This window comes from Streptococcus sp. DTU_2020_1001019_1_SI_AUS_MUR_006 (assembly GCF_032340315.1).
In the GTDB taxonomy this organism is placed as follows: domain Bacteria; phylum Bacillota; class Bacilli; order Lactobacillales; family Streptococcaceae; genus Streptococcus.
Genome location: NZ_CP135436.1, coordinates 2,144,853 through 2,161,951 on the forward strand (window position 1 = coordinate 2,144,853; position 17,099 = coordinate 2,161,951).

Genomic DNA, 17,099 nt, shown 5'->3' on the forward strand with positions numbered 1-17,099 from the left:
TAGTCCTCTTTCTAGAAAATATGTTTGTAATCTAGGACATCTGCAAAGCGCTCCTCCCAAATGCCCTCATAAAATTCATTTATCGTTTCTGCTGGAATGTCATCGCCATCAAACGTTGTGCAAGTTCCTTCTGGAATAATAAGCTGATAGCCATATTCAAAGGCAACCTTGACAGAGGTATCCACACAATATTCTGTCTGCATACCACATAAAACTAATTTTTCAATCCCCTGTTTATCCAAGTATTCTTTTAAACCAGTTTCTTTGAAAATACTGTTATACTTCTTCTGAAAGACCTTTTCATTAGGTTTTCGACTTAAAAACTCAGATAACTGCCAATCTTCTGATGTTTGAGCTTCAGAGTTCTCAATATGTTGAACATAAATAATTTCGATATTCTTGCTTCTAGCCTGGTTTTGTAAATAAGAAATTTTTTCCAATAGACTTTTTGTCTGAAACCCAGTTTCCACTAAAATATTCTGAACATCAATGATTATAAAAGCCGTCTTCATTTAATCCTCTTTCAAATAGTGCACAAAGGCGTTATAGGTTTCAAGGGTTTGGGGATAGATGGGGAATCCCTGATGAGCTAAATGCTCCACGGTATGAGCTGTCTCGTAAGCTACTGCCTTATTTAGTGATAGTTCAGCAATTTCACGCGCCTCATCTACTCCTGGAAAGGCACGATTGTGCTCGATGTAGTCTGCAACATAGATAACTTTGTCAAGATCCGTCATCTGACTCGCTCCAACTGTATGGATTTCTATTGCACGCAGAATTTCAGGATCTTTCAAATCTAAATCTTCCTGAATCTTGTAAATTCCTACCATCCCATGCCAGACATTATTGCCCCAATTTTTGAAGTCTGGATCTAGTTGATATCGGTCAATCAAGTCTAGAAATTCTTGATCTGATAGCTTTTTAGCATAGTCATGAAGGAGACCGGCTAGACCTGCTTTTTCAACATCCACACCAAAGCGCTGAGCCAATTCTATGGCTGCACGCTCTACACCCAGACAATGGGTTAGACGTTTTTCAGGTAGGAGCTCTGCCATTTTTTCCAACAATTCTTTACGCGAACAGTTGATATAGTCTTGGTATGCCATCAGTAAAGCCCTTCTTTCTCGATATAGTCTAGTACAGGCTTAGGTAGGAGAAAGTTAGGTGTGCGTCCTTGGGCGATGAAATCACGCACCATGCTGGATGAAATATCCATGAGAGGCACATCCACCCAGATAACTGGATAAGAAGTCCCTGCCTTGTAACGTGGACGCTGAACCCCCACAAACTGAACCAAATCGACCAATTCGTCAATTCTATACCACTTAGGCAGATAGTCTACCATATCGGCACCGATAATGAAATAGTAATCTGTATCTGGATTCTTCTCTGTTAGAAGCTTCATGGTGTCGTAAGTGTAAGAAATACCCTTACGTTCTAGCTCGATGGTTTCAATAGCTAGACCCTCGATTCCATCAATCGCTAACTCAAGCATTTTGAGACGGTGGTGTTCAGGAATGGTTTCCTTTTTATCTACGTGAGGTGGTTGATATTCAGGCATGAGCAGAACCTGATCCAATCCCAACTGCTGGCGCACTTGGTCTGCCACGATCAGGTGCGCATTATGAACAGGGTTAAAATTTCCACCCAAGATACCGACTTGTTTGCGTTTTTTATCCTTGATTTCTGGCTCTAACTCCACTTTTGTAAAGGGAGTTAATAATTCAATTGCCATAGGTTAATCTCCTTTACTTTTCTGTAAAAAACAGCTTTTGGGAGCGTCGTGCTTAGATTTCTTTAACTTTTTTAGAAATCTTGCGATTTTCTTTCTTGCTTGATTGTTTATACAAAATCAAGATGCGTCCGATTTTTTGGACTGTATCCACACCAATTTCTTCTTCCAAGATTTCAGCTACTTCGTGGATATTCTCATCTGTGTTTTGCAAGAGAGTAACCTTGATCAATTCACGCGCGTCAAGTGCTTGGCGAACGCTGGTTTTGATTTGGTCGTTTAGACCATTTTTCCCGATTTGGATGATGGGTTTGAGGGTGTGTGCCTGGCTGTTGAGGAAGGCACGTTGTTTTGATGTTAGTGACATATTCTTTCTTCCTTTTTTGATAGTTATTTTAGGTGGTGGGGGACGGTCGGAACTAATTTCCCAAAGATTTCATCTTTGAAAAATGGATTTCCTGACCTCACAATTGAGCCTAGGTCTCAATTGCGCCCCTTGCCAATCTATAGATTGGCAATCACACCACGGCAATAACTATCTCTACATGAGCTCACTTTGTTCGCTCAGTGATTTTATTTTAAATAATTGCTTTTCGTGTGACGACTGCGACGCCTTCTGGTGCCCAGACGGCTACTTTGGCAGTGCCTGTTACACGAATCCAGCCTAGTCCTGAGATAACTAAGTCAGTCTTATCCTTGATAGTAAAGACATGTTGGACCAGTTTTGGAAAATCTTCTTTTTCCTTGCTATTTGGTGGTGTTAGAAGGGTTCCCAGGTGCTTATCGTAAAAGTCACTCGCTCCTTCAAGCTTGGTACGATGAAGTTTGAGTTCATTGTCAAAGAAAGCTGTAAATCCTTGCTTTTCTCCTTCAATGAAATCAAATCGTCCCAAGCCACCTAAAAATAGAGTTTGCTCTGGATTGAGCTGATAGGTTTTAGGTTTGATTTCCTTTTTAGGACTGACATACTTGAGATTTTTAGCCGTCAAGTAGTGAGCCATCTGATGACGATGGATAATCCCTGGTGTATCATAGATATAAGAACCATCATCAAGTGGAATCTCAATCTTATCTAGAGTTGTCCCTGGGAAGCGTGAAGTTGTGATGACGTTCTGGTCACCCGTAATTTCCTGGATAATAGCATTGATCAGAGTTGATTTCCCAACATTGGTCACACCAACTACGTAAACATCACGTCCCTTACGGTAGTGCTCGATTTTGTCAATGACTTCCTTAATGGCATGCTTATTTTGGGCTGAAGTCAAGACGACATCGACCGGACGAAGTCCTTCTTCGTGAGCACGCTCCATCAGCCACTGGCTAATCTTACCTGGTTTAACTGACTTAGGTAGGATATCTTTTTTATTTCCGACTAAGAGCACATCATTGCCCGATACAAAACGTGGCAAACCTGGGATGACAGAACCATTAAAGTCAAAGATATCAATGACATTAACTACCAAGGCATCACTGTCCCCCACCTCGTGCAGAAGTTTGAGGAAATCATCATCCGTTAACTGAACATCAGTGATTTCATTGTAGTGACGAAGACGAAAACAGCGTTGACAATAGACTTCACCTGCCTCCAAACCTTTTTCGAGTGCCGACTGGGGGGTGAAACCAAGCCCAGTCTTATCTGTAGTCTGAATAGTTGCTCCACAACCAATACAGAGAATTTCTTCCATAATTAGATTCCTTTTTTATATGTAATCGGTCCGTATTTTTCAGCGATTTTTCTCATCACACGACGCTCACGCGCTCGGTTAATCTGAGTCTTAATAGAGTCGTGCTGGACCAAGGGTTTGACCAAAATCGAGCGAATACCAGCTCGATGGGCCGCTCGAATATCCGTCATGAGCTGATCTCCAACCATGACCACTTCGTTTTTCTCATAGTGGAATTCCTTCATGGCACGATCAATCCCGAAAGTAAAGGGCTTCAAAGCCCAATAAACATAGTCAATTCCAAATTTTTCAACTGCACGTTGAACTCTTTTTTTAGAGTTGTTAGACACCACGATGATGCGAATACCAGCATCACGAAGGTCATGTAACCACTGCTTCATTTCTGGAGTCCCATCAGGGTTATTCCAAGCAATCAGAGTGTTGTCCAAATCCACCAAAACAGCTTTGATCCCTTGGTTTTTCAGGCTTTGGACTGTCAAATCATAAACTGCTTCCACAGCAAAATCTGGCATGTAATTTTCAATCGCCATTCTGTCTCCTTCTCTTTTATTTTCTAGTAATTTTCTTCAGCCATTGAGATAAGGCTGCCCATAAAATCAAACTTGCTATTAAGATATAAATCCAAGCATTGGGCTCTTCTGTAAATGGCAGAGGGACATTCATTCCGAAAAATCCTGTAATGACTGCAAGAATGGCTAGCAAAACTGAGATAATGGTCAAGGTTGTCAAACTATCATTCAGGTTATTGTTTAGGATGTTGTTGTAAGAAGCGGAGAGTTGTTGCAAGACTTGAGAAATCAAATCTGTCATGGACACCAACTGATGAGCTTCAATCATAGCATCATCAAACTGCTCTCTTTCCACTTCGTTAAAGTTCCGATAAAGCGCATGTCCCTGGATATGCTCCAAGAGGAGGCGATTTTGTTTAGCCGCTGCCGTTAGATAAACCATACCAGTTTCCAAGTCAGAGAGGGCAAAGAGATTTTTTTTAGTGGTTGTTTGACGCAACAAGGCACTGATTTCATCCTTACTTTTATCCATCTGTTCAATGACAGGATAATAAGCATTGCTGATAAGCTCTAAACCGGCAAATAGAAACTTGTAGATTGAAATGATTTCATGATTTTCAAGATAGCCTAGCATCTGATCAATGACATAAGCGTTCTTATGATTGCTGATGGTAATCATTCGTTGTTTTTCAACGATAAAGGTCATGGGAATGGCTTCATAGTATTCCTTGTCCTTCTCTAAGTCAAGAACGTTGTAGATAAAGGTCACTGTCCCATTTTCACGGTTATAATCCATGTGGGCTCGTTCGTTTCTATCCAGCGCATACTCGATGGTTTCTTTATCCAATCCATAGATTTCAGATAAATCTTCAAGATTTTTGATGATTTCCACATCTAGATTAATCCAGGTACAACCATTTCCTAACTGCTTATCTAAAAACATCGTTTCTCCTTCACCAAACTTTTTCTATTGTACCATAAATCAAGTAAAATTTCAGTTCTCTTCTTTTCTTGAAAAATTGCTAACGACGGTGATATTCCTATTAGGAACAAAATGAAGAGCTTGGTCATCACTTCTCAGTTGAGTCGTTCGAATTCCGACACTAACGACTTTTCCCGATACAGTAATAGGGCCATTGGTCAAAACAACTTCATCTCCGACATCCAACTGGCGTTCAAAGAGAATAAAGAAGCCGTTGATGACATCTGATAGAAAGCCTTGTGCCCCCATACCGATAGCCACTCCAGCAATCCCAGCCCCAGCAAGCAAGCTAGATACAGGCAACCCTAAGATAGACAAGATACAGTAAATCAAGAAGAAATAAAGTGTGTAGTTAAAAATATTCTCAAGCAAACGAGAAATGGTCTTTTGTCTACCTGCATCTCGATTTGAAAATTTAAGTGAAGGTTTAACAATCTTTCGTACAGCAACATGGAGGAACTTTTTAGCTATATAGAATAGAAGGATAAGAAGTAGAAGAGAAATCACCTTGGTCAAGAGATTTTCTAAAACAGTTGTTACATCTAATTTATCCAGATAACGTTGAAAAAATTCTTGCATATAAAACTCCTTTTCTATTCATTATACCATAAATCCTTCCTCGCCATCCTTTTCATAAATATTCATTTATTCTAATAAAATCTATAAGACACTTGCTTTTCAAGTATATTTATACTATAATCATAAACAATACACAAAAAGGAGACCTTTATGAAAAGAATTATTCGTGCTTGGAACAAAACAAATCTGATCAAACGGATCGGAATCGGAATGACCTTGGGAGCTATTCTAGGTCTACTCGTTCCTAATCTAACTGGCATTGGTTTATTGGGAGATTTATTTGTAGGAGGACTAAAGGCCATCGCCCCTGTCCTGGTTTTTGCTTTAGTCGCTAACGCCCTTTCCCAACACCAGAAAGGTCAAGATAGCAATATGAAAAAAGTCATTTTCCTCTATTTGCTTGGGACCTTTGCTGCGGCTCTTGTAGCAGTTTTGGCTAGCTTTCTCTTCCCTGTTCAGATGGTCTTGAGTAGTGCTAGTACAGAAGTTACTCCTCCAGACGGCATCGGACAAGTACTCAGTAATCTCCTACTAAAAATAGTAGACAATCCTGTCAATGCCATCATCGAAGCTAACTATATCGGAATTCTCTCTTGGGCTATCGTCTTTGGAGTTGCCATGCGAGAAGCTAGCAAAAATAGCAAGGAGCTACTCAAAACAATGGCCAGTGTGACTTCAAAAATCGTCGAATGGATCATTAACCTTGCGCCATTTGGTATCCTCGGGTTAGTCTTCGAAACCATCTCTGGTCAAGGTATTGCGAGTTTAGCAAATTACGGAATCTTACTCGGACTTTTGATTGCCACTATGGTTTTCGTTGCCCTAGTGATCAATCCTCTGATTGCTTTTCTCTTTATCAAGAAAAATCCTTATCCACTTGTTTGGAAATGTTTGCGTATCAGCGGAGTCACAGCCTTTTTCACCCGAAGCTCAGCTGCAAATATCCCTGTTAATATGAAACTCTGTGAGGATCTAGGTCTTAATCCAGATACCTATTCTGTCTCTATCCCACTTGGATCAACTATCAATATGGCTGGAGCTGCTGTTACCATCAACATCTTAACCCTAGCTGCTGTCAATACCCTTGGAATCTCAGTTGATTTTGCAACAGCCTTTGTACTCAGTATCGTTGCAGCCATCTCTGCCTGCGGTGCTTCAGGAATTGCCGGAGGTTCTCTCCTACTTATCCCGGTTGCTTGCAGTCTCTTTGGAATTACCAATGATATTGCTATGCAGGTTGTGGGTGTCGGATTTGTCATCGGTGTTATTCAAGACTCTTGCGAAACAGCCCTCAACTCCTCAACAGATGTCCTCTTTACAGCAGTAGCCGAATTTTCCTCTGCTCGCAATAAATAATCAAGGAGGTTGGGACAAAAAATCCCGACCTCACTTTTCATTAACAATCAAACTTTGACGCGGTAGCTGATTGAACTTTTTGTTCGTCTTTTAGACTCCAAAAAGCTCCTAATCATCCTCGCGGGGCTGGGACGACGAAATCGAGACTTTGTCTATCGATTTCTGTCCCACCGCCTTTGTCTGGTTTCTATCATTCATTTTAGGAAATGTCTCATGTCTATCACTCAACGTACTTTTAAACTTGTTTTAGCCACTTGTCTAGCCTGTGTTCTAGCCTACTTTCTTGATTTATCTTCGGCTGTTTCTGCTGGTATCATCGCCCTTTTGAGCTTATCAGATACCCGTAGAAGTACGATCAAACTGGCTAAAAACCGCTTATTCTCAACCCTGCTGGCTCTGTCTATCGGCGTCTTAGCCTTTCAACTGACTGGCTACCATATTTGGAGTTTTGGTCTCTATCTCGCCCTCTATGTCCCTCTGGCCTATAAACTGGGCTGGGAGATTGGCATTACCCCGAGTAGTGTCCTAGTCAGTCATCTCTTGGTTCAGAAGTCTACATCACCAGATCTGCTAGTGAATGAGCTCCTCCTATTTCTGATCGGTACGGGATTTGCCTTGACTGTCAATCTTTACATGCCTTCTCGGCAAGAAGAGATCCATCTCTATCATCTCAAGGTGGAAGAAAAACTCAAACACATTTTACAACGTTTTGAATATTATCTTGGAAAGGGCGATGGTCGTAACCGTGCCCAACTCGTTGAAGAACTGGATCATCTTCTTGAAGAAGCTCTCAAACTGGTCTATCTTGATCACTCTGACCACCTCTTTCATCAGACCGACTATCATATCCACTATTTCGAAATGAGACAGAGACAGAGTCGCATTCTTCGTAATATGGCCCAGCAAATCAACACCTGTAATCTAGCCGCAAGCGAAAGCCTAATCCTTGCCCAGCTATTCGCTAAAATTGCAGATCAACTCAGTCAGACCAATCCTGCCAACGATTTATTAAATGATATTGAAAGCTACCTGCAGGTATTTCGCAATCGTAACCTCCCTAAAACAAGGGAAGAATTTGAAACGCGCGCAACCTTACTTCAACTCCTGCGCGAATTGGAAAACTTTATTCAACTGAAAGTTGACTTCTATCAACGCTATTCTGAAGAAAAAAGCAATCTATCATCATAAACAAAACACCTTTTGAACTGCGAAAACTTGCAATTCAAAAGGTGTTTTTCTGTCTCAAACCTAGCTAACTAGTTAATCTTACCGAGTAGCAAAATTGCTATGAACTCCTAATGATAGACTTATCTTTCCCTTAAGAAGTATAGATGGAATTTCTAAACTCATCTGATTCCTTAAGATATGCCTTGTAAATAGCTTTTTTCAACTTCTGAACAGGAGTTTCAATAAAACGATATTGTTTTTGACTGATATTTCCTGCTTTGATCTGAGCAAGTTCTTCTTTTACCGCTTCATCCATCAATTGCTTCATTCTTTCAGGACTGGCAATCACTTCTTGCTTACCTTTGTAGTCAATCGTAATCGATTTTAACTTACTTATATTAGCAATCCGTTCATCCATTTGTTCCTTCTTGAATTGGGCATAGGTCTTACCAGCTAAGATCTTTTCAAAGATGTACTGGTCTGACAAGGGACGATTCTCTTTTTCAGCATCTTGTTTGTACTGATTAGAGACATAAGGAACGAAACCTTCGTAATAGCCAAGTTCTGCCATGAGTTCAAAGGCTTGTTTTCTAAAGCTGATATCACCACTCATTCCCTTATCATTTTCGTTGACACCATAAATCGTATCAAACATATCAACGGTATAATAACCATTGGCATCTACTTTCCCTGTAGCCGTGAATCCTTTAATGATATAGCGATTTACCACGATATGATTGTCAATCAAACTATGAACATCGCCTAATTTGCTAGCATCTGCCTCGGTCAAGGCCTTGATTTCCTCGCTCTGGTGGGTTGGTTTGACTGATGGATTTGGATAAGGAACAGGAGTTCTTGAACCACTTGTCGCACTTGGCAAGAGTTGCTTGAAGTAGACTGCCTTATCCGCAGCTGACAATCCTCGACTTGCCTCAGCTTCTAGATAATCTAAAGTATAGAGAACATCGAAACTACCGTGCATATATTCTTTCACATCTGTGGCTGATTTAAAGCGCTCTGGTGTCTTGTTGTAGAAACTGTCTTTGTCACTCTCATCATAAACAAAGTTCAAGTTAAAGTAGGTATCTGTTTCAGGAGTGTAGGAGTTTTCAAAGATTCCACGCGCATAGAATTCTGCCCCTGTACCATCTCGTCGACCATAATTGTTAAAGAGGACTGTGCGATCCAACAAGTGAGTCATTTCATGAGAGTAAGTCGCTGACCCTCGATCGTCCAAGACCCTATCAATAAAGTAACGCACACCAGCACCATTTGCCTCAGCACCAACTGATTGAGGCGGAGAATACATACCTAGCGGAGACATGAAGTCCTTGACTCCCTTATCCGCCTCTGGTCCAAACTCCTTAGACCAGGCTTCCTTGATGCCTGCATTTTGCTTGCTAGTATACTTTTTCATAGTATCCACAATCAAACGGTTGGTTACTAGTTTTGATTGATTGTCTTTCTTAGTGATTCTATAAAGCGTATCAACATAGGCAGCCTGACGCTCAGCTGTCAATTCAACCAAAGCCTTCACTTTTTCCAATTCAGCCTTATATTGAGCAGGATTGCTTTGAGCCAGTGAGGTATCCATATAAGTTCCAATATTTCCGTAGGAAACAGTTGCCATATTAGTAATGGCATAAATGCTCGGTTCCTTGATGTTTACTAGGCCTAGAAGAGTAGCTATGTTATATTGTTTGCGATTATCAATCTGTTGAGGTTCTGCCCCGTACTTGGCAGGATCAGAGGTCAACTTCGTGTAGAGACTGACATTTTCATCTGTCTTCTCTTTGGATTTCTTCTCAACAACGATGGCTTTTGTAGCGTCCTTCAACCAAGTATCGCCATCCATACTTGTAAAGGTTGTTCGGTTATAGTCAAGAAAGTCTAATAGGGTTGACTTATCGGTTACTTTTCCAAAGTATGTTTCAAATGTTCGAGGACTATTGACCAGTTTCATCTCATCATAGCTCATTGAACCTAGAGATGTTAGCCATTCTAATGACGTCACCTTCTTGCCAAAAGAGCTTGGATTGTAGGCAAGAATATCACGGATGTTGGTCTTGCCAAAATCAATATTGTAGAAACGATTGATATAGGTTAGTCCTAAGAGTATTTTTTCCTTATTAGCTTCTAAATCTGCCTGAACCTTGGCTCTGGTTTCTGCTGTGTTTCCGAGCACACTCAAGGTATGGGCTACAACTTTTTTAAGGTCTGTATCTAGGGTCTTTTTCGTTTCTTCAAGTGTGTCTTTAATAGATAATCTCTCTAGATATTCTTTGCGAAGGACTTCTTTAACCTCTTCATCTGTAATAGTAGGATTTGTCTTTTTGAGTTCAATCTTCTTACTAATTACATCCCGCCCCAGAATATTTGGCCTGAGGGCATTTGTCACATAAGCATTGGAAAGCAGGTCCACAGCCTTCATTCCTTGGCTAGCTGGTCTTACATCAATGGCATTTTCTAACTCCGTATTCACTGGAAGAAGATGAGGTTTGGTTTCTTTGGTACCCACCAAGATGACCTTTGGTTTCATTGCTTTTGTCACAGTACTTGTTTCCGTGTGTGATAGCAATTCACCTGTTTGAGAATTTACTTCATAAACTCTGGTAGTGGTTGTCTCGCCAGGATCTCCCTGACTTTCTACTTTTTCAAGGTCCTTCTCAAGTGTTGGTTCCTGACGGCGTTCCTCCTTGATTGGAATTGGGGTCACAATAGTCTGGACATTTCCGACCTTCACTACCTTATCAATTGGAGCTGTTACTTCCTTTTGGTGATCTCTTTCTGTAACCTGACCTGTCTGAGTATCTACTTGGTAGGTGGTTGTCGTTTTTTCGCTGCCTTCCTTACCTGGAACAGCAACTTTTTCTGTTTGATAAGGAAGTGAAGGGTCCGCTTCATATATCGTATTATTTGCGATGACCTTTGTTTCTACACTTGGTTTGGTCCCAACTAGAACAACCTCATCTACCTTTTCCACCAGAGTTTTTGATGTACTAGACTCTGTAATCTGACCACTTGTTTGATCTCTTGTATATTGGGTAGTGGTTTCTACTTGTCCATTGACCCCATGTGTTTTCGTTTTTCTAGAACCGACTTCTTGGCTGTCATCTGCTTGATAGACTGTTTTATATGGGATTGTTTGGGTTTCAATCTTAGGTTCTGGAACTGGCGCCGACTCTACCTTAGTACCTACTGCGATAATTTCGGAAATTGGATCCACAGTTACAGTATTGGATTTGACTTGGCGGTCTTCCTTGCCATCCACAGTCGTCACTTCCGTTAAGATAGTGCGCTCACCTGCTACGCCTGCTCGAATAAGGCGAGTTTCACCCTTAAGCAAGTCTGGATCGTCCTGATGAATAGTATCGTAAGCAACCGCTTCTGTCGTAACTTCAAGCTCTGGTTTCACCTCGACCAAGCTTGGAGTACCTTCGCTTGGAATTGAAGTGGATTTTACCTTAGTGCCTACTGCGATGATTTCTGAAATTGGCTCCAAGGTTACAGTATTGGATTTAACTTGACGGACCTCCTTACCATCTACAGTCGTCACTTCCGTTAAGATCGTGCGCTCACCGGCTACGCCTGCCCTGATGACACGAGTTTGACCCTTAAGCAAGTCTGGATCGTCCTGATGAATAGTATCATAGGCAACGGCTTCTGTCGTAACTTCAAGCTCTGGCTTCTCTTGGACCAAACTCAGAGTACCTTCACTTGGAGTTGAAGTGGATTCTACCTTAGTGCCTACTGCTATGATTTCAGTAACTGGCGCCAAGGTTACAGTGTTGGATTTGACTTGGCGGTCTTCCTTGCCATCTACAGTCGTCACTTCCGTTAAGATCGTGCGCTCGCCTGAGACTCCCGCTCGAAGGACGCGGGTTTGACCCTTAAGCAAGTCCGGATCTTCCTGATGAATAGTATCGTAAGCAACGGTTTCTGTCGCAACTTCAAGCTCTGGCTTCACTTGGACCAAGCTTGGAGTACCTTCACTTGGAGTTGAGGTGGACTCTACCTTAGTGCCTACTGCAATGATTTCGGTAACTGGTTCTAAAGTTACAGCATTGGATTTGACTTGGCGGTCTTCCTTGCCATCTACAGTCGTCACTTCCGTTAAAATAGTACGCTCACCTGCTACGCCTGCTTGAATGACACGGGTTTGATCCTTGAGCAAGTCCGGATCGTCCTGATGAATAGTATCATAGGCAACGGCTTCTGTCGTTACTTCAAGCTCTGGCTTCACCTCGATCAAGCTTGGTGTACCTTCACTTGGGGTTGAGGTGGATTCTACCTTAGTGCCTACTGCGATAATTTCGGTAACGGGCGCGGTCGTAACTTCATTAGAAACCTGCTTGCGATTTTCCTTGCCATCTACGGTCGTCACTTCCGTTAAAATAGTGCGCTCACCTGCTACGCCTACTCGAACAACACGAGTTTGTCCCATAAGCAAGTCTGGATCATCGTGATAAAGAGTGTCATAGGCAACGGCTTCTGTTGTAACTTCAAGCTCTGGTTTCACCTCGACCAAGCTTGGTGTACCTTCGCTTGGAATTGAAGTGGATTCTACCTTAGTGCCTACTGCGATGATTTCGGTAACTGGCGCCAAGGTTACAGTGTTGGATTTGACTTGGCGGTCTTCCTTGCCATCTACAGTCGTGACTGCCGTTAAGATAGTACGCTCGCCTGCAACACCTGCTTGAATGACACGTGTTTGACCCTTAAGTAAGTTCGGAGCATCCTGATAAACAGTATCATAAGCAATGGCTTCTGTCGTTACTTCAAGCTCTGGCTTCACCTCGACCAAGCTCGGAGTACTTTCGCTTGGAGTTGAAGTGGATTCTACCTTAGTGCCTACTGCTATGATTTCTGAAATTGGTTCCACAGTTACAGTGTTGGATTTGACTTGGCGGTCTTCCTTGCCATCTACAGTCGTCACTTCTGTTAAGATAGTGCGCTCACCTGCAACACCTGCTCGGATAAGGCGAGTTTGACCCTTAAGTAGGTCTGGATCGTCCTGATAAACAGTATCATAGGCAACGACTTCTGTCGTAACCTCAAGTTCTGGCTTCACCTCTTCTAAACTTGGAACACCTTCACTTGGAATTGAGGTGTGCTCTACCTTAGTGCCTACCGCGATGATTTCTGAAATTGGTTCCACAGTTACAGTGTTGGATTTGACTTGGCGGTCTTCCTTGCCATCTACAGTCGTCACTTCCGTTAAAATAGTGCGCTCGCCTGTAACACCTGTTTGAATGACACGTGTTTGCCCCTTAAGCAAGTCTGGATCGTCCTGATAAACAGTGTCATAAGCGACAGCTTCTGTCGAAACTTCAAGCTCTGGCTTCACCTCTTCTAAACTTGGAGTACCTTCACTTGGAATTGAAGTGGATTCTACCTTAGTGCCTACTGCGATAATTTCGGAAATTGGCTCCAAAGTCACAGTATTGGATTTGACTTGACGGACCTCCTTACCATCTACAGTCGTGACTTCCGTTAAGATAGTGCGCTCGCCTGAGACTCCCGCTCGAAGGACGCGGGTTTCACCCTTAAGCAAGTCCGGATCGTCCTGATGAAGAGTATCATAAGCAACGGCTTCTGTCGTAACTTCAAGCTCTGGCTTCACCTCGACCAAGCTTGGTATACCTTCGCTTGGAATTGAGGTCGATTCTACCTTCTCTACTTGTGGAGAATGAGGTTTTGTATCTTCAGTCTTAGAAATTTCCTCATTTTCTCTTACAAAGTAATAACCTGTAAATTCATAACCCTCAATCCTTTCTGGACTAGGCAAAAATTCTCCTGCAACTGTTTTGATGAGAGCTGGACGAAGCTCTACTAAGTTCTCCAAGGCAGAAACCGATAGAGCAGTCCCACCTACAGCCAAAACCGTCACTAGAAAGAGAGAGGCTCCCTTTCTCTTTTTAATGAGAGTGAGCGAAACTAACAAGATTCCTGTACCTAGCACAGGCAGGATAGCATTTGAAAACAAGCCAGTATCAGGTAACTTCGCAGTAGATTTACGGTAGACGAAGTAATAATCCTTACCTTCCTCCACTTGGATAGCATTTTCTTCAAACCAACGTAGTTCAGCCTTCAAAGATTCAGGTAGATCTTTATCTTCCACATAGTGTGACACTAGCTGGGGAATCCTCTCCTCTGCAAGCACAGCATTTCCGCTTGTACCTACAAAAAACAAACTCGTTCCCAATAAGACGGAACAAGTTCCTACTGCATACTTTCTCAAAGAAAAGCGTTGTTTTGCTTTAAAATGATGTTGTTTCATGATAAACTCCAATTTCGTATCTATTCCTTTTCCCAGTATATCAAAAATAGTAAACGCCTACAAAGGATTTGAATAATAAAATTGCCATATCTAACTTCTTTATCCAATTTTGAAAGAAAAGCAACCGTATTCTTTGTAAACATTCACAGTAAGAACGTAATTTCCTCCAGAAGTTCTTCTATTATCTGCCACTTAATAAAAATTTAGTGAATGAAAGTAGGAGGCCGATGAAGCTTAAAGAGCCTAAATTTCTAGATTATATAATATATTGAATCTAGAACAGTACACTACAACTGCTAAAAATATTTCTAGAAATTAGTTTGACTTTCCTAATCTCTCTGTTCATATCTTATTTTAATCCACTATATAAACATTTTCTCAATTTTAGATTTATAGTAGATCAAATACAAAACGGCACACTGTGAATTCTAAAAAATGCTAGAAATTGACTTAACTACTCTGGTAAATTTGTTCAGATTCTATTTCATTTCACTATACAAAGCAAAAACCACAAGTAAACTCAGTTTTACTGACTTCACTTGTGGTGGTTGTTTTTATCAAAATATTTACCGAATCCTAGTAGAACCCCAAAGCCACTTACCTATCTCTTTTTCACCGACATTAGGGAGATATCTCGCAAACTAAAATACGTAAGGACCAGCATGGCTACTGTAATAAAGAATTCTGTTGGTAGCTGAAAGATTTGCAGGATGGACAACATGAGCAAAATCACGAGGGAAACGAGACCAAAAACAAGAATTACAATATTAACCGTTCCCTTGATACTTTGAGGTGTCGCAAATATATAGAGTAAGAGTAATAAAATCCCTATGATTAAATAGACCATTTTCTGCTCTTTCTAGCTCTTATTCAGCTGATTTTTTCTTTTTGTTTGCTTTCTCACGCTCTGCCTTGTTAAGGATTTGTTTACGCAAACGAATAGATTCAGGTGTTACTTCCATGTATTCATCATCATTCAAGAACTCAAGTGATTCTTCAAGAGTCAAGATACGAGGAGTCTTGATAACCGCTGTTTGGTCCTTAGTTGCTGAACGAACGTTGGTCATTTGTTTCGCTTTCGTAATATTAACAGTCAAGTCATTTTCACGAGAGTTTTCACCGATGATCATTCCTTCGTAAACCTCAGTACCTGGGTTGACAAAGATAGTACCGCGTTCTTCGATAGACATGATAGAGTATGTTGTTGCCTTACCTGTATCAATAGAAACAAGGGCACCACGGTGACGTCCACCGATTTCACCTGGAATCAATGGCAAGTATTGGTCGAAGGTATGGTTCATGATACCGTAACCACGAGTCATTGACAAGAACTCGGTTGAGTATCCAATCAAACCACGGGCTGGAACAAGGAAAACCAAACGAGTTTGACCATTACCAGTTGAAATCATATCCAACATTTCACCTTTACGTTCAGAAAGACTTTGGATAACAGATCCTTGGTATTCTTCTGGTGTGTCGATTTGAACACGTTCAAATGGCTCACATTTAACTCCATCGATTTCTTTTACGATAACTTCTGGACGAGATACTTGAAGTTCATAGCCTTCACGACGCATTGTTTCGATCAGGATTGACAAGTGCAATTCTCCACGCCCTGATACAGTCCATTTATCTGGTGAATCCGTTGGATCAACACGAAGGGAAACGTCTGTTTGCAATTCTGCTTGAAGGCGCTCTTCTACCTTACGAGAAGTGACCCATTTACCTTCCTTACCAGCAAATGGTGAGTTGTTGACCAAGAAGGTCATTTGAAGTGTTGGCTCATCAATGTGAAGAACTGGAAGAGCTTCAACTGCATCTGTTGGAGTAATGGTTTCTCCGACGAAGATATCTTCCATACCAGATACGGCAATCAAGTCACCAGCTTTGGCTTCTTGGATTTCACGACGTTCCAAACCAAAGAAACCAAAGAGTTTTGTGACACGGAAGTTCTTAGTTGTACCATCCAATTTAGAAAGGGTAACTTGATCTCCAACTTTTACACTACCACGGAAGACACGTCCGATACCGATACGACCTACGAAGTCGTTGTAGTCAAGAAGTGACACTTGGAATTGAAGGGGCTCATCTGAGTTATCAACTGGAGCTGGAATGTGGTCGATAATGGTATCAAAGATTGGCGCCATAGTCTTTTCTTGATCTGCTGGATCATCTGACAATGAAGATGTTCCGTTGATCGCTGACGCATAAACCACTGGGAAGTCAAGCTGGTCATCATCCGCACCAAGCTCGATGAAAAGTTCCAAGACTTCATCCACTACTTCTGCTGGACGAGCTGATGGCTTGTCAATTTTGTTAACCACAACGATAGGCACAAGGTCTTGTTCCAAGGCTTTTTTCAATACGAAACGAGTCTGTGGCATAGTTCCTTCGTAAGCATCTACGACCAAAACAACACCGTCAACCATTTTCATGATACGCTCAACTTCTCCACCGAAGTCCGCGTGTCCTGGTGTGTCCATGATGTTGATACGAGTTCCGTTGTAGGCAACTGCTGTATTTTTCGCAAGAATCGTGATTCCACGCTCTTTTTCAATATCGTTTGAGTCCATTGCACGCTCAGCTAACTCTGTACGCGCGTCAAGAGTTTCAGATTGTTTCAATAATTCGTCAACGAGGGTCGTTTTACCGTGGTCGACGTGGGCGATAATCGCGATATTACGGATATCTTCTCTTAATTTTGTCATGATTTCCTCTATTATATTCAAAAATTTATTTTCTAACTGAACGATTATACCACAATTTTAAGCAAATGACTTAATTCAAGTAAGTGTAAATGTTTTCAAAA

The 17,099-nt window shown here is 41.5% G+C and carries 13 protein-coding genes; 2 read left to right on the forward strand and 11 right to left on the reverse strand.

Annotated features, from left to right (window positions below; translation table 11 throughout):
* Positions 1–11: 11 nt before the first annotated feature.
* The 8 genes from RRU92_RS10200 to RRU92_RS10235 all read right to left on the reverse strand — a co-directional run bounded on the left by RRU92_RS10200 (position 12) and on the right by RRU92_RS10235 (position 5,487).
* Positions 12–512 carry a cysteine hydrolase family protein gene (locus tag RRU92_RS10200; protein WP_281335339.1) on the reverse strand — a complete coding sequence of 167 codons (501 nt, stop codon included), beginning with the start codon at positions 510–512 and terminating at the stop codon, positions 12–14.
* Entirely contained in the window at positions 513–1,106 is a 594-nt protein-coding gene (yqeK, locus tag RRU92_RS10205; protein ID WP_281335338.1) for a bis(5'-nucleosyl)-tetraphosphatase (symmetrical) YqeK, read from the reverse strand.
* Positions 1,106–1,735, reverse strand: a complete 630-nt coding sequence (locus tag RRU92_RS10210; protein WP_045763164.1) for a nicotinate-nucleotide adenylyltransferase — start codon at positions 1,733–1,735, stop codon at positions 1,106–1,108. The genes yqeK and RRU92_RS10210 overlap by 1 nt, the downstream gene beginning before the upstream one ends.
* Before the next feature lie 52 nt (positions 1,736–1,787).
* Complete coding sequence (gene yhbY, locus RRU92_RS10215) at positions 1,788–2,099, reverse strand: ribosome assembly RNA-binding protein YhbY (protein WP_000060171.1); 312 nt, start codon at positions 2,097–2,099, stop codon at positions 1,788–1,790.
* 211 nt (positions 2,100–2,310) lie between these two features.
* Positions 2,311–3,417: a ribosome biogenesis GTPase YqeH gene (gene yqeH, locus RRU92_RS10220; protein WP_315639791.1), complete on the reverse strand. Its 1,107-nt coding sequence runs from the start codon at positions 3,415–3,417 to the stop codon at positions 2,311–2,313.
* Positions 3,418–3,419: 2 nt separating this feature from the next.
* Positions 3,420–3,947 carry a YqeG family HAD IIIA-type phosphatase gene (locus RRU92_RS10225; RefSeq protein WP_075231454.1) on the reverse strand — a complete coding sequence of 176 codons (528 nt, stop codon included), beginning with the start codon at positions 3,945–3,947 and terminating at the stop codon, positions 3,420–3,422.
* Positions 3,948–3,963: 16 nt separating this feature from the next.
* Positions 3,964–4,869: a magnesium transporter CorA family protein gene (locus RRU92_RS10230; protein ID WP_075231455.1), complete on the reverse strand. Its 906-nt coding sequence runs from the start codon at positions 4,867–4,869 to the stop codon at positions 3,964–3,966.
* A gap of 51 nt (positions 4,870–4,920) precedes the next feature.
* Positions 4,921–5,487 (reverse strand): mechanosensitive ion channel family protein, encoded by a 567-nt coding sequence (locus tag RRU92_RS10235; protein ID WP_248035264.1) that lies wholly within the window; start codon positions 5,485–5,487, stop codon positions 4,921–4,923.
* Between the two features lie 150 nt (positions 5,488–5,637).
* Here RRU92_RS10235 and sstT point away from each other — a divergent pair, with 150 nt between their 5' ends.
* Together sstT and RRU92_RS10245 are read left to right on the forward strand one after the other, a co-directional pair.
* Complete coding sequence (sstT, locus tag RRU92_RS10240) at positions 5,638–6,843, forward strand: serine/threonine transporter SstT (RefSeq protein WP_281335333.1); 1,206 nt, start codon at positions 5,638–5,640, stop codon at positions 6,841–6,843.
* 213 nt (positions 6,844–7,056) lie between these two features.
* Complete coding sequence (locus tag RRU92_RS10245; RefSeq protein WP_315639794.1) at positions 7,057–8,031, forward strand: aromatic acid exporter family protein; 975 nt, start codon at positions 7,057–7,059, stop codon at positions 8,029–8,031.
* Between the two features lie 130 nt (positions 8,032–8,161).
* Here RRU92_RS10245 and RRU92_RS10250 read toward each other — a convergent pair whose 3' ends face one another.
* The 3 genes from RRU92_RS10250 to typA form a co-directional block, all read right to left on the reverse strand.
* Positions 8,162–14,290, reverse strand: a complete 6,129-nt coding sequence (locus tag RRU92_RS10250; RefSeq protein ID WP_315639795.1) for a G5 domain-containing protein — start codon at positions 14,288–14,290, stop codon at positions 8,162–8,164.
* 601 nt (positions 14,291–14,891) lie between these two features.
* Positions 14,892–15,137, reverse strand: a complete 246-nt coding sequence (locus RRU92_RS10255) for a DUF3165 family protein (protein WP_045763157.1) — start codon at positions 15,135–15,137, stop codon at positions 14,892–14,894.
* A 19-nt stretch (positions 15,138–15,156) separates the two neighbouring features.
* Positions 15,157–16,998: a translational GTPase TypA gene (typA, locus tag RRU92_RS10260; RefSeq protein WP_000164118.1), complete on the reverse strand. Its 1,842-nt coding sequence runs from the start codon at positions 16,996–16,998 to the stop codon at positions 15,157–15,159.
* Between the last annotated feature and the right edge of the window lie 101 nt (positions 16,999–17,099).

Excerpts from the sequence above, each read along its gene's own strand:
- RRU92_RS10245 (WP_315639794.1), top strand. The coding sequence starts at position 7,057 with ATGTCTATCACTCAACGTACTTTTAAACTTGTTTTAGCCACTTGTCTA.
- yhbY (WP_000060171.1), bottom strand. The coding sequence starts at position 2,099 with ATGTCACTAACATCAAAACAACGTGCCTTCCTCAACAGCCAGGCACAC.
- yqeK (WP_281335338.1), bottom strand. The coding sequence starts at position 1,106 with ATGGCATACCAAGACTATATCAACTGTTCGCGTAAAGAATTGTTGGAA.
- sstT (WP_281335333.1), top strand. The coding sequence starts at position 5,638 with ATGAAAAGAATTATTCGTGCTTGGAACAAAACAAATCTGATCAAACGG.
- RRU92_RS10210 (WP_045763164.1), bottom strand. The coding sequence starts at position 1,735 with ATGGCAATTGAATTATTAACTCCCTTTACAAAAGTGGAGTTAGAGCCA.
- RRU92_RS10235 (WP_248035264.1), bottom strand. The coding sequence starts at position 5,487 with ATGCAAGAATTTTTTCAACGTTATCTGGATAAATTAGATGTAACAACT.
- yqeH (WP_315639791.1), bottom strand. The coding sequence starts at position 3,417 with ATGGAAGAAATTCTCTGTATTGGTTGTGGAGCAACTATTCAGACTACA.
- RRU92_RS10255 (WP_045763157.1), bottom strand. The coding sequence starts at position 15,137 with ATGGTCTATTTAATCATAGGGATTTTATTACTCTTACTCTATATATTT.
- RRU92_RS10225 (WP_075231454.1), bottom strand. The coding sequence starts at position 3,947 with ATGGCGATTGAAAATTACATGCCAGATTTTGCTGTGGAAGCAGTTTAT.
- RRU92_RS10230 (WP_075231455.1), bottom strand. The coding sequence starts at position 4,869 with ATGTTTTTAGATAAGCAGTTAGGAAATGGTTGTACCTGGATTAATCTA.
- RRU92_RS10250 (WP_315639795.1), bottom strand. The coding sequence starts at position 14,290 with ATGAAACAACATCATTTTAAAGCAAAACAACGCTTTTCTTTGAGAAAG.
- typA (WP_000164118.1), bottom strand. The coding sequence starts at position 16,998 with ATGACAAAATTAAGAGAAGATATCCGTAATATCGCGATTATCGCCCAC.
- RRU92_RS10200 (WP_281335339.1), bottom strand. The coding sequence starts at position 512 with ATGAAGACGGCTTTTATAATCATTGATGTTCAGAATATTTTAGTGGAA.